The following is a 22,966-nucleotide window of genomic DNA, read 5'->3' as shown; positions in this document are numbered from 1 at the left end:
TAATAGTATTAAATAATATAAAAATCTAATAAATAGGGGGAAAGATATTTGGAAGATATAGAATATATAATAGAGATAAGAAATATAGAGGAATTTATAAGAGAACTACCTCCATTAATTCAAAAGTCAAGAGATGGAATATTTTATAGGGGGCAAAGTGATATTAAATATGAATTAGTACCATCTGTATTTAGAGGAAAAGTAAAGAGAAAAGAACAAAATATATATTTAAAGGTACTTGCAGAATGTTCAAATGAGTTTGATAAAAATATGAAACATATTGATATTTTATCTAAAATGCAACATTATGGAGTACCTACAAGATTATTAGATGTTACAACTAATGCTTTAGTTGCATTATATTTTGCCTGTGATGATAAAAATAATCATAATACAGATGGTTGTGTTTATATTTTTACTCCACAGGATAATGAAATAAAACAATTTGATAGTGATACTGTTTCAATATTATCTTCATTACCTAGATTTAATGAGAATGATAAGAATTTTTTGTTAAAAAAGGCTAAAGAATATGGTGATTGTAATAATATAGACAGTGATATTGAGGGATTTAATAATGAAGATACAGTGAAAAGACTATTACATGAAGTAAAAAAAGAAAATCCAGCATTTGAAAATATAATTAATCCAAAACATTTATTACGAAATTATTTTATAATTCCTAAAAAAGATAACCCTAGAATTATTAGACAAAGTGGAGCATTTATTATATATGGGTTAGAAGAAAAAGAGATTAAATTTAATAAAAGAATTAAGATTCCAAGTAATTCAAAAGAAACTATATTACAACAATTAAAATGTTTTGGTATATCCAAGGCTACCTTACATCCTGAGTTATATAAATTTGCAGAATATGTTAATGATTGTATATCAAATAATATAGACTTTTAATATGGTTTTTAAGTAAATATATTTATGGATTAAGAAATTGTTGATTGATGATGCTATAAGAGCCTACTAAGTTTTTAACTTAGTAGGCTCTTATTTTTTTGTTCATTTATTTAAATTTATAATTTATTCTCACGCTAAATATGGACAAATTTACCAAATAATGGTGATATAATTAATTATATACAAACATTATAAAAAAGCGAGGTGAAATAAATAAATTATATAAAATTTTATAAGAATAAATAAGAATAGAAAGGGTAAAGTGAAAAACAGCAATGAATAAATATAAGGCATCTATTACTAGAGAGCAATTTCTATTTTTTGAAATGAGAACAACAGCCAAGTTATTGACTACAGGGATGGACGATTATGAAATAGTAGAAACTATTATAAAAAATAATTTATTTCAATATCCTACAGAAAAATCAATAAAAAGAATGGCTTTAGCATGCATAAATAGGTTAAGAGCGATGGAAGAATACTCTTTAATTGAAGCTATTGCAAGTCAACCTGTTGATGTATCAAAACAGATATGTTTATATGCAATGATGAAACAAAGTAAACTAATTTGGGACTTTATGGTTACTGTTATAGGGGAAAAGTATCGTTTAAAAGAAAGTACTTTTAGTAGATTGGATTTGAATATATTTTTTATGCGATTACAAGAACAAGATAACACGGTATCAACTTGGAGTGAAACAACCATAAATAAGATAAAACAAGTTATAAAAAAAGTGCTTGTAGAGAATGAATACCTTGATAATACTAAATCAGAGTATCTAAATCCAGTATTATTAAATCCACTCTTAGAAAATGTGATTATAAGTAAAGGGGAAAATATTCTACTACCAGCTTTTAATTGTTTCCCATAGAAGGGGGTATAGAAATTGGGGAATATAAACGAAAGATTAGATAAAGTAAAGTTATTAGTTCAAAATACAGATTTTTTGGAAGGAAAAGGTCTAAGTAATGAAATTAATATTAGAATTTTTTGTTATGAACCAGAAGATGAAATGTCGGTTAGACATTTTGTAAAAAAAATAAAAGATGATAAGACTTTAAATTGTAATTTAATAGAATTTAATTTATATGAAGTATTTATTTCTATATGTGATGATAAGCGTATAACTAAAATGATTCCTAAAATGGAAAAAGCTAAGGGAAAAGAAAAATTGTTAAAGGAATTACAGAATATTGTTACTAGTGCTACATTTGTAGAAAGAATCAAATATGAACCACATAATATAGGAGATGTATTAGTATTGACAGGAATAGGAGAGGTATTTCCATTTATGAGAATTCACTCCTTGTTAGAGTCTTTACAACCATACTTTGCTGATATACCGATTTTAGTTTTTTATCCAGGTGTATTTGATGGTCATCAAGTTAAGTTATTTAATAGATTAAAACCTAATAATTATTATAGAGCTTTTAATGTAATATAAGGGGGAGTATAAATGATTATTCGTGATATGTTTGAAAATGACATTAATCGTAAAATACAAGGAGTAATACAAGTAAATCAAGATGTTAGTAATATTATAGAGCAAGAGCTGAATGAATATGTAATTACAAAAGAATTAAAGAAGCATTTTATTAGTTTTTTTAACTCTTATAGTGATGCGTTTGATGAACCTACAGTTGACATCGGTGTATGGATTTCGGGCTTTTTTGGAAGTGGTAAATCTCACTTTTTAAAAATGCTTTCTTATATATTAGAAAATAAAGAAGTAAAAGGTATAAAAACTGTGGAAAGATTCCGTGACAAATTTGATGATGATCCAGCAACTTTTATGCTTATTGATAAATCGACTAAAAATGATACAGAAACGATTTTATTCAATATAGATATTGAAGGATCTATCAATAAGGATAAGACTGCTGTAATGCGTGTTTTTGCTAAAATGTTTTATAATCATTTAGGATTTTATGGAGAAAACTTAAAGGTTGCTAAATTAGAGCAATTTATAGAGAAACAAGGAAAAACAGAGCAGTTTCGTAGTGTATTTGAAGAAAAAAATGGCGAAGCATGGGTTTCAACTAGGGATGCTTTTGCATTTTTTGAAGATGATGTTGTAGATACTTTGGTAGAAGTTTTGGGAATGAGTGAGATATCAGCGCATAATTGGTTTGATAATACAGATGAGGTTGATATGAGTATAGCTCAATTAGTTTCTGAGATAAAGGAATATGTAGACAATAAACCTAAAGATTTTCGTTTGTTATTTATGATAGATGAAGTTGGACAATATGTTGGGACAGATACAGATATGCTTTTAAATTTACAATCTTTAGTAGAGGAAATAGGTAGTAAATGTAATGGCAAGGTATGGGTTGTTTGTACAGGACAAGAAGCAATTGATGAAATTATAAAAGTACGCGCAGATGAATTTTCACGTATCCAAGCTCGTTTTAAAACAAGATTAAGTTTGTCTTCATCTTCTGTTGATGAAGTTATACAAAAGCGTATATTAAAGAAAAAGCCTGAGGTTTCAGTTGAACTAGAAAAATTATATACAAAAAATAATTCTATTTTACGTAATTTATTTAGCTTTAGTGATTCTGTTTTGGATATAAAAGGCTATTCTGGAGGTAATGAATTTGCAATTAATTTTCCATTTGTTCCATATCAATTTATTATAATGCAAAAAGTATTTGCAGAAATACGTAAACATGGAAATTCAGGAAAACATCTATCTGGTGGAGAGCGTTCTATGTTATCAGGGTTCCAAGAAGCTGTACAAAAGATACAAGAAAAAGATGAGTATTCTTTAGTTCCATTTTTTTATTTTTATGATACAGTACATACTTTTTTAGATAGTTCAATTCGTAGAGTTATTGAACGTTGTGATCGTGCAGCTGAAAAAGGTCATGGTATAGAAAAACAAGATGTGGATATTTTGAAACTTTTATATTTAATTCGTTACATTGATAATGATATTAAAGCTAATATTGATAACATTGTTATACTTATGGCTAACAATATTAACATAGATAAGATTACAATGAGAGAAAAAGTACGTCAATCATTAGATAGATTATTAAGCCAAAATTATATTGCTAGAACAGGTGATACTTATAATTTCCTTACAGATGAAGAACAAGATATACAAAGAGAAATTAAAAATACACCAGTAGATACAGCAGATATTGTAAACCGTATTGGTCAAATGATATTTGGAGATATATATACAGCTAAAAAATATAGATACGGAAAATATGACTTTGCTTTTGATGCAATGGTTGATGGAATGATTATAGGGTCAACAACAGGTGGTATGAAATTACGTTTTTTAACAATTGCAACTGATACAATACAAAAGACAGAACTTAAATTAGTGACTGATTCAGATAAACAGGCAATAGTTGTTCTTGGAGATACGTTATATTATGAAGCATTAGAAAATGCTATGAAGATTAGAAAGTATATAAAACAACGAAATGTAAGCCAACTTCCAAAATCAGTACAAGATATTATAAGAAACCAACAAGATGAGGCTACAAAATATGAAATCACTGCTATGGAAGAATTAAATAAAGCTATTTTAAGTGCGGAATTTTATGTGGATAAGGAACATATTCAAACAAAGGGCAAAGAACCAAAATCTAAAATAGATCAAGCTTTAGAGTATTTAGTCTCTCATGTATATAATAATTTAAGTTTAATAACAAAAAATTTTGATTCAGATGCAGATGTTATTTCAATACTTAATGGCTCTTCATATACTGGGTTAATTCCTGGATATGCAGATAATCGTGATGCTGCGGCAAATATAGAAGAATATTTAGAAATGCAAAATATTAAAAATTTACCTACTTCAATGGCAGATATTCAAAAAAGATATAGTGCTGTACCTTATGGATGGAGAGAAATTGATATAGCAGCAGTTGTCGCACTTTTAATTTATGAGCAAAAGGTAACTATTAAATATGCTGGAGTAACTATTCAAGCAGATAACCCTAAATTACCAGATATGCTTCGAAAAAAGACAGAAATAGGTAAAGTATCTATAAGTAAGCGTATTGTAATACCTATTAATAAAATTAGACAGATAAAAAATTTCTTAAGAGATTATTTTGATATTATGGATGTACCTAATGATGAAGACGGATTAATAAAATTCATTATACAAAAATTTGAAGAACAAAAATCTCATTATGAAGAGTTAGACAGACTTTATGATGGGCATAAGTATCCAGATAATGTATTAGTTAAAAATTCAATCTCTTTGACTAACGAAATACTTTCTAAAAAAAGCGATAATATTGCGCTAGTTGATGAAATAATTAAAAAACAAGAAGATCTTTATGATAATAAAGAAGATATGCAAAATGTAGAAGGCTTCTTTAATAACCAAGTAGCTATATTTGATAAGGCTGTTGAATTTGAAGCTAATCTTAGAGATGACCTTGAATATATAGAAAATAATAAAGAAGCGAATGATGCACTTAATAAAATTCGTTTGATTACTTTAGTACAAAGTGGTTCTAGATATAATTATAAACAAATTCCTAAGTTAAATACTTTGATGCCAATTGTAAAATCTATTCATGATGAATTGTTAAAAGAAAAAAGAGCAGATATATTAGAAGTAGTTCGTCAATGTATGGAAGAAATTCATACTAGAGCTGATGGGGAGCCTAGAGTAAAAGAAGTTATTACTAAATCTGATAATTATTTTACACAAAAGAAAAATGCAATTAGCAATACAGAAAGCTTAGCATTACTAGATGGATTAATTTCACCAATGATTTTATATAAAGATAATGCATTCGAAACTATTGAAATAATGCTTAAACCAGTACAACCACCTAAAGGGGAAGAAAATAAAGGGGGTAATGAGCCTAAGAAAGAGAATATAAAGGATGTACATAGACAAGCTATTTTTCCTTCAAAGACTTTAAAAACAGAAAAAGATGTAGATGATTATGTTGAAAAAATGAGGAGTCAGCTAAAACAACTTATAAAAAATTGTGATGGTATAAAGTTGAAATAGTGGATTAGGGGGATAATCATGGATAAAAATGCAATAAAGAATTATGCTGTTTGGGCAAGAAATGAACTTATTGAACGTGTTACTCAAAAGGCTTTGGAATATGGAATTACAGAAAATGAAATAGTGGATGCTGATGTAGATAGTATTGATGGAAAGTTATTAAATGATATTGAAAAAGGACAACGACAAGATTTAATTAAACAAATTGAAATAAAAGGATTTTATCAAGTTATAGAAGAAGTGGCTTATACATGGTTTAATCGTTTTTGTGCTTTGAGATTTATGGAGGTTAATGGTTATTTACCTACTCATGTACGTGTATTTACGGATGATGAAAATAATTTCAAACCACAAATTTTGACAGAAGCAATTCATTTAGATATTGAAGGTTTAAATATAGATAAGATATATAAATATAAAGAAAATAATGAAATAGATGAGTTGTATAAATATCTTTTAATAAAACAATGTAATGCATTAAATGCAATTTTACCAGGAATGTTTCAAAAAATTAACGATTATACAGAATTGTTGTTTCCAGATTATTTACTTCGTCAAGAAAGTATTATAGATCGAATGATAAAAAATATTAAAGAAGATGATTGGAAAGAACAAGTTCAAATTATAGGATGGCTATATCAATATTATAATATTGAAGTTAAAGAAAAAATAGATAATAGACCAAAATCTAATAAGATTGAAAAAGAAGATATTCCTGCAGAAACTCAATTGTTTACTCCAGATTGGATAGTTAAATATATTATAGATAACTCTTTGGGGAGATACTGGGTTGAAAGAAATTCTGAAAGTGATTTAAAAAATGATTTAGAATATTTTATTGAGCCTAGAGACGGATTTATTAATATTATTGATGAGAATATAATTCCAAATAAATTAACATTATTTGACCCGTGTATGGGATCAGCACACTTTTTAGTATATGCGTTTGATGTATTTATAAAAATTTATTCAGAGTACGGATATACAAATAATGAAGCAGTAAAATTTATTATAGAAAATAATTTATATGGATTAGATATTGATGAACGAGCATCTCAATTGGCGTATTTTGCCATTATGATGAAGGCTCGTCAATATGATAGTCGTTTCTTTAAACATAGAATTCAACCTAATTTATATTCGATTAAAGAAAGTGATAATTTGGATATACATTGTTTAAAATATTTTATAAATGATAAAGAGGAATTAAAATTTGAAATTAATAAATTAATTTGTAGCTTCAAGGATGCTAAAGAATATGGCTCTATTATTAAAATACCTGAAATTAATTTTAAAATTATTTATGCAAGATTTGATGAAATTATAAAAGAAAATAGTATATATACAGAAATAATATTGGAGGAATTACTTCCAATTGTAAAAGTAGGAGAGATGCTTTCAAAAAAATATACAATTGTTGTGACTAATCCCCCTTATTTAAATAATTATAATTATAAATTAAAAAAGTATATAGTAAATAATTATAAAGATTATGGTTTGGATTTATTTAGTGTATTTATTTATAGAAATTTTGATTATTGTAAATTAGGTGGATATTGTGGATTTATGTCACCAAATACATGGATGTTTACAAAAAGTTATGAGAATCTACGTAGATTTATTCTTAATAAAAAATCGATTATAACACTTATTCAAATGGCTAAAGGTGCTTTTTTTAAAGAGGCTACAGTAGATATTTGTTCTTTTGTATTAAAAAATGAATACTTAGAAAATAATGGTTTGTATATTAGACTTGAGGATTTTAAGGGAGATATGGATGTACAAAATAAAAAAGTTCTAGAAGCTATACAAAATAAAGATTGTGGATATTTTTTTGAAACCTCAAAAGATAATTATTTTAAAATACCTTTATGTCCTATTGCATATTGGATTAGTGAAGTTTTATTAAAAAATTTTTCTATTGGCGAAATGTTAAAAAATAAAGGTGATACTAGACAAGGTATGGCTACATCAGATAATAATCGTTTTTTAAGAATGTGGCATGAGGTAGACTTTGAAAAGATTGGTATTGGATGTGCATCTTCACAAGAAGCGATACTTTCGTGTAAAAAATGGTATCCATATAATAAGGGTGGAGAATTTAGAAAATGGTATGGGAATATTAACTATGTTATTAATTATGAAAATGACGGATTTGAAGTAAAAGAATATGCTAAATCATTATATAAAACCCCAACAAGAACAATAAAAAGTATTAGTGAATATTTCAAGCAGTGCTTAAGTTGGTCTAAAATTTCTAGTGGAGATATATCATTTAGATATTATCCGAAAGGATTTATTTTTGATGTTGCAGGATGTTGTATTTTTTTTGAAGATAAAAAAATTATGTTTTATGATTTTGGTTTTATCAATTCAAAAGTTGCAAAAAGTATTCTTTCAGTTATATCACCGACTTTAAATTACGAAGCAGGCCATATAGCATCTTTACCTATTATTATAGAAGAAACAAAATTGGATGTTGTTGGTGATATTGCAAGAGAAAATATTTTGATTTCTGAAATTGACTGGGATTCATTCGAAATTTCATGGAATTTTAAAAAACATCCATTAATTAATGGTTTGAGTATAAAAGAAGCTAATCAATTATGGAGTAGTATGTGTTTAGAAAGATTTTATAAGTTAAAATCAAATGAAGAAGAATTGAATAGAATTTTTATAGATATTTATGGGTTACAGGATGAATTAACTCCAGAAGTAAAAGATGAAGACATAACGATAAGGAAAGCTGATTTAACTAGAGATATTAAATCATTTATTTCTTATGCAGTTGGTTGTATGTTTGGAAGATATTCACTTGATGTAGACGGACTCGCATATGCAGGAAGAGAATGGGACGAATCTAAATATAAAACTTTTAAACCAGATAAAAATAACATTATACCTATATGTGATGATGAATATTTTGAAGATGATATTGTAGGTCGCTTTGTAGAATTTGTTGAAGTAGTATATGGTAGTGATACTTTAGAAGAAAATTTAAAATTTATTTCAGATACTTTAGGGGGAAGAGGCACACCAAGAGAAATAATTAGAAAATATTTCTTAAATGATTTCTTTAAAGATCACTGTTCTACTTATTCTGTAACTGGCTCTGGAAAACGACCAATTTATTGGTTATTTGATTCAGGTAGAAAAAATGGATTTAAAGCTTTAATGTATGTCCATCGCTACCAACCAGATACTATTGCACGTTTACGTACGGATTATGTTCATGAGCAACAAGCTAGATACCGTAGTGCAATTGAAAGTATTGAAAAAAACATAGAAAGTGCGTCTAGAAGTGAAAAAGTTAAACTTACTAAAAAATTAAATAAATTAAAAGAGCAAGAAATCGAGATAAGAGAATATGAAGAAAAAGTACATCATCTAGCAGATCAGATGATTAGTATTGATTTAGATGATGGAGTTAAACATAATTATGAAATATTTAAAGAGATATTAGCAAAAATTAAATAAAGGAAGGTAACAGCATGGATGCTAATAATATGATACAAGAATTAAATAGACGTTTTTCTGAACCTTTACCAGAGTTTTATGAACGTCGTATAATATTTTGGTATGATGAGGATAGAGAATTCGAAGATAAAATAGAAGAAATGATATTAGATAATGCTAAAGTAATTGTTTTAGATGGAAGCAATAACTTTGAAGTAAAAAAGTTGTTATCTTATGACGATAAAGAAAATAACTATTTAGTTTACGATCCAATTGTTCATAATGATATAGAAGAAAATTGGCTTCTTGATATTGAATTATATAGTGAAGAATTCCGTGCTGATTTAATTTCTATTTGGATGGATGAGATGGGGATTTCTTCTACTACAGCTTTGCGTAAACAGGTAAAAAAATATAGAAAGTATTTTAATGCAAAAGATCGTAGAGCGAAGATTATTTCACAAAATAATAATATAAATAAACCAGCACAACTTCATATGGCTGTAATGGCAGCCATATGTGGTATAAAAACTGCACAACCCAATGCAATTATACGTGCAGTTATTAAAGTTGGTTTAGATACTGATACAAATAATATATACAATGGATTTGTAAACTATGAAGTAAAAGATGCTTTTGAAGCAATGGTAGCACAAGGAACTGGATACAGTGAAGAGGAATTTAATCTAAGAAATTTAGCAATACACATAATTTTGACAGCATTAACTAGAACAATGCATCCAGAAAATTTAAAAGGATTAGAAAAATTTATTTCTTCATCTCATCAAGCATATTGTTATGATTTTGTTTCAGAATGGATAGCTAGTAAAGACTCCGAAGAGTTTTATAAAATAGCTAGATTTGTAGAAAAAGAAGCAAATTTAACAGATAAATTTAATAAATTGGAGATAGAAGATTTAATTGATACAGAGTGTTTACCATGTATTAACGAATGTATATTAACAAAATTAATGACAGAAATTAGTCATCATATAATAACTACAGATGTTATTATATCTACTGTAGAAAAAAGACGTACATTTGAATGGTACGATGAAGTAAAAAATTTTTATGAGGGAATTTTACAAGTTGCACATATGCATGAATTTTATAAAAAATATTCAGGTGGATTCCATACAGTAGAGCCTAAGGTTATATGGAAAGATTACACAGAATCTTATTATAAAATGGATATGTATTATAGAGAATTTCATATTTGTTTTGCAAAAAGTTTAAAAGAATATAACTCTGCTTTGCAAGATTTATTCAATAGTGTAAAAGAAATAGTTGAAGGATTATATACAAATTGGTTCCTTAAAGAATTAGGAGAAAATTGGTCAAATGCTTGTGCTAGTGAACTTAAAAAGTATGGTCGTATTTTAGAAGTACCACAACAAAAAACATTCTATACTGATAATATAGAAACTGCTAGTTCAAGAGTATTTGTTATAATATCAGATGCATTAAGATATGAAGTAGCAGTGAATTTGTCAGAGCAATTAAAAAGAGAGACACAAAGTAAAGTAGAGTTAAATAGTTGTGAAGCGATATTCCCAACGATAACTAAATTTGGTATGGCTGCGTTATTACCTCATAAAGAACTAAATATAGAGTTAAAAAATAATAGGTTATCAGTAATTGCAGATGGTGTTTACACTGAAAGTAATTATCGTGATAGAGTATTAAAACAAAAAAATTCTAAGAGTATAGCACTTAAATATGATGATATTATAGGATTAAAACGTTCAGAACGTAATGCTTTAGTGAAAGGCATGGAAGTGATATACATATATCATGATGCTATAGATGCAGCTAGTCATATTTCTGATAATATGGTATTCTCTGCATGTAATGATGCAATTGCAGAGATTAAGAATCTAATACGAATAATAGTAAATGATTTTAGTGGTGTAAATATTATAGTAACATCAGATCATGGATTCTTATATACATATAATCCGTTAAAAGAAGATAGTAAAGTAGATAAAATTAATTTTAATAATCAAGATATAGAATGCGGAAGACGATATGCTATTATGGAAAGAGGAGCAAAACCAGAGTATTTGTTGCCAGTTAAATTTTTAGGTGATAAAACTGATTTTGAAGCTTTTACTCCAAGAGAAAGCATACGTATAAAAATGAATGGAGGAGGACTTAATTTTGTACATGGAGGAATAAGTCTACAAGAAATGGTCGTCCCAGTTCTTGAATATCACCATCTTAGAAATAATTCTAAAGAGTATCAAAAAAATAAAAATAAATATGATACTAAACCAGTAGTTGTAAACTTATTATCATCTAGCCGAAAGATAAGTAATATGATATTTTGGCTAGATTTTTATCAAACAGAAGCCGTTTGTGATAACCGTGAAGCAGCTACATATTTATTGTATTTTGTAGATAGCAATAATAATCAAATTAGTGATGTACAAAAGATAATAGCTGATAAAACTAGCGATAATGGACAAGAACGTATTTTTAGATGTAGATTTAATTTGAAATCATTGAAATATAATAATACAGATACATATTATTTAACTATTGTGGATGAAGAAGGCATGGAGCAACAAAGGGTTGAGTTCCAAATAGATATTGCCTTTGCTATAGATGAGTTTGATTTTTTTAGTTAAAGAATAGAGGGTTATAATGAATTTGAATATAAACGAAATAGTTATGCTTTTAATTGGTGCAGGTATTGGATTAATTTCAAGTATATTTGTAATGATTGCTGAAAGATACTTTGATAAAAAAGGTAAGTTAAATATTTTTTATCGCTTTACTAATCAGAAAGGGATGGAAGATTTAAAATGGGGATTTTACGATGGACCATGTGGAGATATTGGTTTTATTATACCAGTGATATATGAAATTCAAAATACATCAAATACGACTAGAGTGATTAGAGATGTAAGTTTGAACTTATATAATGAAAATAGAAAAATAAAACGAATGCTTCAATTAGATAGTGTACAAGTTACATCACGTACTGGAAAAGAGATAAAGAGCGAAAAAGATTATTATTTTGGTTCACAAAAAGGTTCATATTCATTTGTAATTTCTCCTAGAAGTATAGAAAGGTTTGAATGTGAATATTTTTGTGAAATTAAAACAGATGATATAGATGAAAATTATTTTAACAGAATATATTTGCATTATTATGATGAAAAAAATAAGCTTCATAAAATTTATTTAAGAAAAATTGATAATGCATGGAATTTAGAAGAATTTCCTGTTGATGAAGAATGGATTTTATTAAAATGACGGGGAGGAAATAAAAATGGGCGAAATAGATAGCAGTCGTGAAATTATAAAAAATAAGCTTCGTCAAAATTTTGATGGAAAAATAGTTAGAAAAGATCTTACTAAAAAAATTAAAGAAGGAGCGAATGTTCCAGTATATGTACTTGAGTTTCTTCTGGGTCAGTATTGTAGCTCAGATGATGATGAAGTTGTAGAGGAAGGTATAAAAAGAGTAAAACATATATTAGCAGACAATTTTGTAAGACCAGATGAAGCACAAAAAATTTTATCTGTATTGCGTCAACGTGGTAGCTATACTGTTATAGATAAAGTCACTGTTAGATTAAATATGAAAAAGGATAGTTATGAAGCTGAATTTTCAAATTTAGGTTTAAAAGCGATACCTGTAGGAGAAGAATATCCAACTAAATATGATAGATTACTTTGTGGTGGAATTTGGTGTATTGTGCAATTAAATTATGAATATATTGAAGAAGATAAGAAAAATGGAACCCCTATTCAAGTATGTAAATTAACACCTATTCAAATGCCACATGTAGATATTGAAGAATTAAAAAAAGCAAGAAAAAATTTCACCAAAGAAGAATGGATGAATGTAATGTTACGTTCTATTGGTATGGAGCCAGATGAACTATCTATTCGAGAAAAGTGGTTATTGCTTACACGTATGATTCCATTAGTAGAAAATAATTTTAATTTATGTGAGCTCGGACCAAGAAGTACAGGAAAATCTCATTTATATAAAGAAATTTCTCCAAATAGTATCCTTGTATCTGGAGGACAAACTACTGTAGCCAATTTATTTTATAATATGGGAAGAAAAACTATTGGATTAGTAGGACTTTGGGATTGTGTAGCTTTTGATGAAGTTGCTGGCATAAATTTTAAAGATAAAGATGGGATTCAAATAATGAAGGATTATATGGCATCTGGTTCATTTGCACGTGGAAAAGAAGAAAAAGCAGCATCAGCTTCTATGGTATTTGTAGGAAATATAAATCAAAGTGTAGATGTTATGCTTAAAACTTCTAGTTTATTTGATCCATTCCCTCCTGAAATGGGAACAGATACAGCTTTTCTTGATCGTATACATTGTTATATACCAGGATGGGAAATCCCTAAATTTAGACCAGAGCATTTTACAGATGATTATGGCTTTATTACAGATTATTTGGCTGAGTTTATTAGAGAACTTCGTAAAGAGCAATATGGTGATGCCTTAGATAAATATTTTAGACTAGGTAAAAATTTAAATCAACGTGATACAATAGCAGTACGTAAGATGGTTGATGGATTTTTAAAATTACTATATCCAGATGGAGAATTTACTAAAGAAGAGCTAGAAGAGATTTTACAATTATCATTAGAAATGCGTCGTAGAGTAAAAGAACAACTTAAAAAACTAGGAGGTATGGAATTTTATGACGTAAATTTCTCATACATTGATAATGAAACCTTTGAAGAACACTATGTTTCAGTACCAGAACAAGGCGGCGGAAAACTAATACCAGATGGTATTTGTAAGCCTGGTCAAGTTTATACAATATCACAAGGAAAATCAGGAATGATTGGTGTATTTCGTTTGGAATCTCAAATGTTACCTGGAAATGGCAAGTTTGAACGTACTGGACTTGGTAATGATAGAAATTCAAAAGAATCATCCAATACAGCATTTAATTATTTAAAGGCTAATGGGAGCAGAATTAGTGGTTCCATAAGTACAACTACGAAAGATTATATCGTAAATTATCAGGACTTACAAGGGTTAGGCATGACAAGTAAGTTAGCACTTCCTACACTAATAGCTTTAAGTTCTATAGCTTTAGAAAAGCCAACTATTAGTAATTTAGCTGTGCTTGGTGAAATAAGTATAGCAGGGACTATGATAAAAGTGGATGAATTGGCGGATTCTTTACAAGTTTGTTTAGACAGTGGAGCAAAGAGAGTACTGTTGCCAATTACATCAGCTGGAGATTTGGGAAGTGTACCAGCGGAGTTGATAGGATGTTTTAATTTGATTTTTTATAATAGTGCGGAGGATGCTGTTTTTAAGGCATTAGGGGTTGAATAATATAAAATAAGTATGTTTGTTTAATTTAAAAATAAATATAGAAGATAATTATTAAAAATTAATGTGGGGGAATATTAGTGAATATAGTAAAATTTTTATGTGATAATATAAGATTAGATAAGACGAAAAAATTTAATGATGAAGAAGATATAATTCAAATGATATTAAATGATTTGGAATCTATAATAAATATAGATAACCAGGAAGAGAATAATGATATATATATAGATCCAATAGAAGATTTAATAAAATTAGATTTAGAAGTTATATTTGAAGAAGAAAAATTTAATATTAATATATATAAACAAACTTTTAAAATAAAAAATGAAGAAATATATACTTTAGAAGTTACTATAAAATCATGCAAAAGTAATACTAAGTTATATGAATTAAAAATATATATGAAAAATGTTTTGAAAAAGTATTTTAAAGAAATTTATATAATAAAAGATGATGAAAACGAATTATTGTGTACATCTTTATATTATAAAATTCATAAAATAGAAAATTTATTTAGAAGCTTAATTAATAATTATATGTTACGAAAATATGGTATTGGATGGTTTAAGAATAATATAATAAAAAAATACCAAAACAAAGTAGTTGAGTATTCTGAATGGTATAATAAAAATTATATTACATTTAGAGATATAAAAAATGAGTTATTCAATTTACAAACTGATGACTTAATAGAAATGTTACAAAATAGTTATATAAATACATTGGATAAATCAAATATAGAAGCTATAAGTAAATTAAAAAATCAGTTGGGTGATAAAGCAGATATAGTTATAAAAGAAGAATATATAAATTTAAAATCTATTTGGGAAGAAGATATTAGTTTATATTTACCAGATGATTTTGTAAATATATGGCATAAATTTTCTAAAATGAGAAATATGGTTGCACATAATAAACTTATATGCAAAGATTTAGAAAAGGATATTTGTTTAAAAGTAGATGAATTGAATAAAATTATGGATGATTTTGAAAATAAAATTAATAAAGAATTAAAATCTATTGAAAAAACAAATATACAAGAAATGGAAAGACAGATGTATTATGAGCTTGAATGTGAAGAGGCAGGAATATCTCCGCTTAAAGACGAAAAAGATGTACTTTATGAAATTTATGAATCTAATGATTGGACTTCATTTTGGGAACAATTAGAAGAGTATGTAGATGATTATAAAGTAATAATGCAAGAACTATTTGAAAGCTTGAATAGTTGTATAGACGAATTAAAAGAAAATGGATTTCAAGAATATTCTATTGATCAGATTATTGTAAAGATAAAGTTGATTTATGAAATCTTAGAATTTAACGGAATAGATATAGGAAAATTACGTTTTGATATAATACAGAATTTAATAAATAGTAGTAATTTAAATAAAATAATATGGGATGATTTATTGGAAGATTTAATAAAATTATTTAAAATTAGTTATGATAAATATAAAAATATAAATTGTTCAATAAATCAGGATTTATATGCTTATAAAAGTGTATTATTTAAATTTAAAGATTTAACTGATGATTATATAGAGATAACATCTATAGGGGGAGATGTATGTCCAGAACATGGAACAAGTGATGATATAGAGATTAAATTAAGTTTGAATAGTGAAGATTTAGCTTTTGGAAAAATTGAAATAACTTATGGTGACTATGAAATGAATTTTGATCAAGGGTGTTATATGCCTACAATTAAAGATGAATTATATATAGATTTTAAAGAACTTGAAATTGAAGTAGAAAAGTATTTTAATGATAGAATAGAAAAAGCAAGATATTATTATGACGAGCTAGAAAAGTAAATTTTTAGTTGAATTATATAAAGAGGGTTTTATATGAGAAAATCAAATAAACATTTTAATATAAATTATGAAAACTATAAAAATTATTTTGATATAGAAGATAAGTATAAAATAAATGAAAAAAAATTATTGCAATTTTTAATAAGATTACCATATTATATTCCAATACAAGATGGTAATAGTATAAGTGTACACGAAGAAAATAAAGCTATAGACATTTTTTTATTTAATTCTATAAAGATAAATCAACCAATTTTTACAAGCCGTTCAGAAGAAGATACTATTTATTATGATAAAAAATATACAATAGTTGAAATGGCATATATATCAGAAAAAGAGTTAAGTTCAGATGAAAAAGAATTAAATATTATTTTTGATAAATTAATTAATAAATTAAATGAAATAATATTATCTATTTCTATAAAAATGAAATATGAATATATATATAGAATAAATATTGAAATGCTCGAAATTTGTACACTTTATAGATATATAGATTTAATAAATAAAAAAGAAATTGATTTAGGAATATTTATGCTAAATCATAATATTGAAGTTTATGATGAGATTATATCTCTAGAAAAGACTAAAGAGATATTACAATTTTATCATAATGCAGTTTTTACTGGTGAAAATCCATTTGTTACATCGGAAGAACTTATGTTAGGTGCAACTAGGCAAAGGAAGTTAGGTTTTAGTAAAGAGTCTATTATGTTAGCCCAATCTAGTGTAGAGAGTTTTTTAAGAACTTTATATAAAGAGTTTTTAATAATAGAAGAAAACAATGAAAGAGAAATAGAAGATAAAATAGATAATACACCATTTATAAGTATTGTAAAAAAAGAAATGCATTCTAGATTAGGTGGAAATTGGAATATAAATGCTTATGGAGATGTTGGAAATTGGTATAGAGATACATATGAACTTAGAAACAAAGTTTCTCATGGTGGATATACACCATCTTTAGAAGAGGCAAGATTAGCAGTTCAGAGAGCTAAGCAATTAAGAATATATGTACTTGGATTGTTAAAAAATAAAGGGGATAAGTATAGTCATATAGTTAAATATCTTTAAACAAAATAAAAATTTTAGTTGTACCCCAATAACTAAAAAATAAATGGGTAAAAACAGTTGAAGACAATAAAGCTAAATGCTAAAAATGGTTTATTTGCTGGATTTGATGCGTATTGAAAAAATCAAAAAAATCAATTTTTAGACTCCCATCATGTCCACAATTCAAACTCTACAAAAAGAGGATAAGTAACTACCAAGTTTTGACTTAGTAGTTTTTTATATGTAATTATTATTACATAAAGCATCTAGAATATTAACGTAACATCATAAATGTAGATGAAAAATATCACGAGTAAGGAATCTAGGTTTTATAGAAGAGTTAAAAATATAGTAAATTAAATGTAGCTATATCATAGTCAATATGATATAGCTATTTTTATTAAATTGTTAAAATATAATATATTCAATAAGATATATAGACTGAATATTATATTTTAACGTTAATAAATAAAAATATTACAATATTTTGATACAAGTTTATATAAATTATCGTATTAATATAGTGTAAAAGCTTTTACAGAAGGAGGAAATCAAATTGCAGGATGAAATAATGATTAAGTACATAAAGAAGAAAAAAGAAAAAGGGATGGAACTTTTAATTGATAATTATAGAGGGATTATAACAGCTATAGTAAGAAAGCATTTAGGTGTGCTTATAAATTATGAAGATGAATGTGTAGATGATGTCTTAATGTCTATTTGGAACAATATAAAACGTTTTGATAGCAGTAAAAATACTACTACATAGATCAGGAATTATATATGAAGACAGAGTAGAATACTCAACTGATTTATAGAATTAGAAAATATATTTAGAATATAATTTATATTAGCGCACTTCGGTAACGGAGTGCTTTTATTAACATGCAATGATTTAACATGCAATTAAATAAATATTATATTGAAAATAAGGCATAGGCTAATTTAGCAAGCCTATGCCTATATAAAAATTATCATAGAAAGTTATTTACAGAAAAAATTTCGAACTCTCTCTTTACTTATAATAATATTCCAATTAAAGTTATTGTAGAGACAATTTGTAATAACGCTATAAATAATCCATACAGAGATACTGATTTTCCTTGTTTAATTAAATCTTTTACATTAACTCTTAATCCAATAGCAGCTAAAGCAATTATTTCAAATTTATTACTTATTTCTTTGCAAAGAACTGAAACATCAGTGTTTATCATATTTAAAGAGAATAATGCACAAGTTATAAAGAATCCTATTACATACCATGGTATTTTTATTTTTCCTTTTTCTATATCTTGTACTTCTTCTTCTATAATTTCTTTATTTGATTTATGTTTTAAATGACCTAATACGAAAACAACAACAACTAAGAATATTATACGTACAATTTTAAATATTGTAGATAAATCTTTTACATGTTCATTTACCATTGCTCCACTGGCAACAACTTGTCCTACAGATTGTAATATACCACCAATCATTGCAGATGTTTGAGTAATTCCACTATTATATAAGAATTTAGCTATTGCTGGTAGTAAGAACATAAGAAATATACCAGTTACGTTAACAATAGTTATTGATATTCCTTTTTCATTATCATCAGCTCCAATTACAGGTGCTGTTGCAGCTATTGCAGAAGATCCACACACTGCATTACCACTTGCCATCATATATCTGAAGTTTTCGGAAAAACCTAATTTTTTCCCTATATATAAAGCTCCTATTATTGTAATTGTCATTTGTAATACTATAAATAATACTCCAGAAAATCCGATTTGAGCTATAGTAGATATATTTAATGTTGCACCTAATAATACTATTGAGTATGATAATAAATTAGTTTCTGAAAACTTATATCCTTTTTGAAATATATTCTGATTTAAAAATACATTACCCACAAACATACCTAAGAATATAGCAATAGATGCTGCTCCAAACTTTGGAATAAATTTTGCAATAAGCATACTTAAACATGCTACTAATGTAGAAACTAGAAATCCAGGTAATATACCTTTTATATTTTTTATAAAATTATTATTATATTTTTTCATTATAATGCTCCTTTCATTATGACATAAATTTAATTTTAAATTCATATTTACAATTTGTTAAATATGTTTTTTTTATAATAAATATAAGTATTTGATTATATGTGATATATAATTTACATATTTAACAAAATTAAGTAAAAATTTTAATGGAAGTGCATTCTTTACAAAAGAAGAAGGTAATATAATATATAAAAAATAGTAATATTAAGAGAGGGGTGAGAATTTATTTTCACCTCTTTTTGTTGAATATAACAATATAGGTATGAGGAGGATATACTTATGAATATTAGAAAATTAGAGATTTTTTATCAAACAGCTAAGTGTTTAAATATGAGCCAAGTAGCAAAGGATATGTATATTAGCCAACCAGCAATAAGTCAATGTATATCTGAAATTGAGTCAGAAATTGATACGAAATTATTTGATAGAATAGGTAAAAAACTGTACTTAACATATGAAGGTAAAATTTTTTATGAATATACAAGGAGAATATTAAATATTTATGAAGAAGGCATAAATGTATTACGTTCATCTAAATCTAATAAAGGAAATTTAGTTATTGGTGCAAGTACAACTATAGGTACATATATAATGCCTCCTATAATAAATAGATTTAATAAAAAAGAAAAAGATATTGAAATATCTATGATTATAGATAATAAGCAGAATATAGAAGAACTTATATTGAATAATAAAGTGGATATTGCATTTATAGAAGGTACAGTAAGTTCAAAAGAGATAATATTAAAAAATATATGGACAGATGAACTTGTATTTATAAGCTCAATAAATCATGAATGGAATGGAAAAGAATACTTAGATTTAGAGGATTTAAAAAATAATAAATTTATTATAAGGGAAGATGGAAGTGGAACAAGAGAACGATTTGAAGATTTTTTAAAAGATAAAGATATTGAATTTGATTCATATATAGAATTAAGCAATTTAGAGGCTATTTTAAATTATGTTAAATTAAATATGGGAGTAAGTTGTGTACCTTATATATCTGTTTTATCTGAAGAAAGTTTAAAATCACTAAATGTATATAGGATAAAAGATCATAATATTAATAGACCTTTATATAGTGCTATACACAAAGATAAGTATATTTCTAAACCTATAAAATGTTTTATGGAATTTTGTGAAGAAATAACTATTTTAAGCAATAATATATAATTGAATATAAAAATATATTGTATAAGATTTTTTTATAAATCAATAATAAAAAACCACAATTAAGCAAAAAATAAACAGAATAAAAAGTTATACAAGGCGTACATAAAGGAGTGAAAAATATGACAAATATGAAGCCGACTATGATACATAGTGATAGAGGCTCTGTTTTTTCTGTTTTCAGTGAAGAAGAGCTAAAAAATATGACTAATAATTCTAAAAGAAAAGTTGCTATATGTGGAAGGATAAATAATAGTGGAATAGTTGAGGTGCCAGAGGGTGCTACTCTTGCGGAAATTATAGAATTGGCAGGAGGAATTTTAGACAAAAGAGAATTTAAAGGAGCACATGTGGGAGTTCCGCCATATGGTAGATTTTTATCTAAAGAAGATTTGGACAAAGAGCTAGATTTTGATTTGTTTGATAATTATATTAGGGCAATTAATGTATTATCAGAAGAGGATTGTATAGTTCAGTATGCCAAGTTTTATACAGATTCGGTAATTGGTTTGATGCAAAATGAAGGAAGTTTGAAAGATTATGCTAAAGTACAAGAGCCTTTAGAAAAAGTTTGGCAAATACTTGATAGAATAAGTAAAGGCAGATCAAATATGAGGGACCTTTATATACTTAGATCTTTAGCAGAAGAAGTGAAAGAAGAATTAAATCAAAAGCATAATATAATGGAAGAAATCATTGAAAATTATTATGACGAAATCAAAGAACATATTGAAGATGACAGATGCTACACTATGCAATGTAACAATCTAATTAAACTTACTATAACAGAAAAATGTATAGGATGTGGAATTTGCCAAAGGGTTTGCCCTGTTGATTGTATAGCAGGAGAGAAAAAGGAACAACGACGCATAGATTACAACAGATGTACTCACTGTGGTAGATGTTTATCTGCTTGTCCGGTTGATGCAATAACAGCAGGAGACAATACTTTGAAATTTATCAGAGATTTATCAACTCCTAACAAATTAGTCATCACTCAAATGGCACCGGCAGTTAGAGTTGCTATAGGGGAGGCTTTTGGTTTTGAAGCTGGGGATAATGTGGAGCATAAATTGGCAGCAGGACTTAGAAAACTGGGCGTGGATTATGTGTTTGATACATCTTGGGCAGCAGATTTAACTATAATGGAGGAAGCTGCGGAATTGCAAAATAGACTGGAACGATATTTTTCAGGAGATAAAAGTGTAAAACTTCCAATGCTGACATCATGTTGTCCATCATGGGTTAAATTTATAGAACAAAATTATGGTGATATGTTAGATGTGCCATCTAGTGCGAAATCACCTATGCAGATGTTTGCGACTGTAGCTAAAGATATTTGGGCGAAGGAAAAAGGACTAAAAAGAGATGAAGTGACTTCGGTTGCCATAATGCCTTGTATTGCCAAGAAATACGAAGCATCTAGACCGGAATTTTCTCGTGGTCTTAATTATGATGTTGATTATGTTATAACAACTAGAGAATTAATTAAAATATTCCAAGACTCAGGCATTGATTTAAAAACAATAGAAGGGGAAGAAATAGACCAAGTCATGGGAGAATATACAGGTGGAGGAATTATATTTGGTAGAACTGGTGGAGTTATAGAAGCCGCACTTAGAACTGCTCTAGAAAATATGACAGGCGAAAAAATTGAAAATGTGGAATTTGAGAGCCTTAGAAGTTTTGATGGATTTAGAGCTTGTGATGTGGAAGTTGGAGATATAAAACTTAGAATAGGTGTGGCTCATGGTCTAGAAGAAGCCGGCAAGATGCTTGACAAAATAAGAGATGGAGAAGAATTTTTCCATGCCATAGAAATTATGGCTTGCCCTGGTGGATGTGTTGGCGGTGGCGGCCAACCTAAAGTTAGAAAAAATAAGGACGCAATTTTACAAAAACGTGGAGAAGGTTTAAATAATATAGATAGAGAGAAAAATATGAGAGTTTCAAAAGAAAATCCAGAGGTTCAGGCGATTTATGATAAATATTTGGACCATCCGCTAAGTCATAAGGCACATGAATTGCTTCATACTAGATATTTTGTAAAGAGAAAAAAATAGGGGATTACTGATAAAAAGCTTGTAGATTTCTATGAGCTTTTTTTAGGTGGGAAAAGTAAAATATAAATATATTTCTCAAAAAATGTTTACACAAAAAATACTGGGGTATATTTCT

General features: G+C 27.1%; 14 protein-coding genes. 13 read left to right on the top strand and 1 reads right to left on the bottom strand.

The features are described 5' to 3' along the window. Positions 1-48 precede the first annotated feature (48 nt). From ABCM86_RS01380 to ABCM86_RS01330, 11 genes are all read left to right on the top strand, one after another. Positions 49-912: an FRG domain-containing protein gene (locus ABCM86_RS01380; protein ID WP_343003311.1), complete on the top strand. Its 864-nt coding sequence runs from the start codon at positions 49-51 to the stop codon at positions 910-912. 275 nt (positions 913-1,187) lie between these two features. Further along, positions 1,188-1,784: a DUF1819 family protein gene (locus ABCM86_RS01375; RefSeq protein ID WP_343003310.1), complete on the top strand. Its 597-nt coding sequence runs from the start codon at positions 1,188-1,190 to the stop codon at positions 1,782-1,784. Between the two features lie 15 nt (positions 1,785-1,799). Further along, positions 1,800-2,357 carry a DUF1788 domain-containing protein gene (locus ABCM86_RS01370; RefSeq protein WP_343003309.1) on the top strand — a complete coding sequence of 186 codons (558 nt, stop codon included), beginning with the start codon at positions 1,800-1,802 and terminating at the stop codon, positions 2,355-2,357. A gap of 12 nt (positions 2,358-2,369) precedes the next feature. Further along, on the top strand, positions 2,370-5,909 hold the full coding sequence (gene brxC, locus ABCM86_RS01365) for a BREX system P-loop protein BrxC (protein WP_343003308.1): 3,540 nt from the start codon (positions 2,370-2,372) through the stop codon (positions 5,907-5,909). Positions 5,910-5,927: 18 nt separating this feature from the next. Further along, positions 5,928-9,386, top strand: coding sequence for a BREX-1 system adenine-specific DNA-methyltransferase PglX (pglX, locus tag ABCM86_RS01360; RefSeq protein WP_343003307.1), 3,459 nt, complete (start codon positions 5,928-5,930; stop codon positions 9,384-9,386). Between the two features lie 14 nt (positions 9,387-9,400). Then, on the top strand, positions 9,401-11,995 hold the full coding sequence (gene pglZ, locus ABCM86_RS01355) for a BREX-1 system phosphatase PglZ type A (RefSeq protein WP_343003306.1): 2,595 nt from the start codon (positions 9,401-9,403) through the stop codon (positions 11,993-11,995). 16 nt (positions 11,996-12,011) lie between these two features. After that, on the top strand, positions 12,012-12,626 hold the full coding sequence (locus ABCM86_RS01350; protein WP_343003305.1) for a hypothetical protein: 615 nt from the start codon (positions 12,012-12,014) through the stop codon (positions 12,624-12,626). A gap of 16 nt (positions 12,627-12,642) precedes the next feature. Then, positions 12,643-14,697, top strand: coding sequence for a protease Lon-related BREX system protein BrxL (brxL, locus tag ABCM86_RS01345; RefSeq protein ID WP_343003304.1), 2,055 nt, complete (start codon positions 12,643-12,645; stop codon positions 14,695-14,697). A gap of 77 nt (positions 14,698-14,774) precedes the next feature. Continuing rightward, the gene (locus ABCM86_RS01340; RefSeq protein WP_343003303.1) at positions 14,775-16,514 is read left to right on the top strand and encodes a hypothetical protein; all 1,740 of its coding nucleotides are present in this window, start codon (positions 14,775-14,777) and stop codon (positions 16,512-16,514) included. A 33-nt stretch (positions 16,515-16,547) separates the two neighbouring features. Beyond that, on the top strand, positions 16,548-17,588 hold the full coding sequence (locus tag ABCM86_RS01335) for a hypothetical protein (RefSeq protein ID WP_343003302.1): 1,041 nt from the start codon (positions 16,548-16,550) through the stop codon (positions 17,586-17,588). Positions 17,589-18,123: 535 nt separating this feature from the next. After that, on the top strand, positions 18,124-18,336 hold the full coding sequence (locus ABCM86_RS01330; RefSeq protein WP_343003301.1) for a hypothetical protein: 213 nt from the start codon (positions 18,124-18,126) through the stop codon (positions 18,334-18,336). A gap of 250 nt (positions 18,337-18,586) precedes the next feature. Here the strand turns inward: ABCM86_RS01330 and ABCM86_RS01325 are convergent, their stop codons facing one another. After that, complete coding sequence (locus tag ABCM86_RS01325) at positions 18,587-19,615, bottom strand: putative sulfate exporter family transporter (RefSeq protein WP_343003300.1); 1,029 nt, start codon at positions 19,613-19,615, stop codon at positions 18,587-18,589. Between the two features lie 279 nt (positions 19,616-19,894). Here ABCM86_RS01325 and ABCM86_RS01320 point away from each other — a divergent pair, with 279 nt between their 5' ends. Together ABCM86_RS01320 and ABCM86_RS01315 are read left to right on the top strand one after the other, a co-directional pair. After that, on the top strand, positions 19,895-20,791 hold the full coding sequence (locus ABCM86_RS01320) for a LysR family transcriptional regulator (RefSeq protein WP_343003299.1): 897 nt from the start codon (positions 19,895-19,897) through the stop codon (positions 20,789-20,791). A gap of 119 nt (positions 20,792-20,910) precedes the next feature. Continuing rightward, positions 20,911-22,851, top strand: a complete 1,941-nt coding sequence (locus ABCM86_RS01315; RefSeq protein ID WP_343003298.1) for a [FeFe] hydrogenase, group A — start codon at positions 20,911-20,913, stop codon at positions 22,849-22,851. The last annotated feature ends 115 nt before the right edge of the window (positions 22,852-22,966 follow it).

Origin of the sequence: Clostridium sp. 2218st1_F5_2218SCRN_220325, from assembly GCF_039062665.1 — a bacterium.
Classification (GTDB): Bacteria; Bacillota; Clostridia; order Peptostreptococcales; family Peptostreptococcaceae; genus Intestinibacter.
Note: the sequence above shows the minus strand (reverse complement) of the source record. Positions and strands in the feature narration are given on the sequence as shown.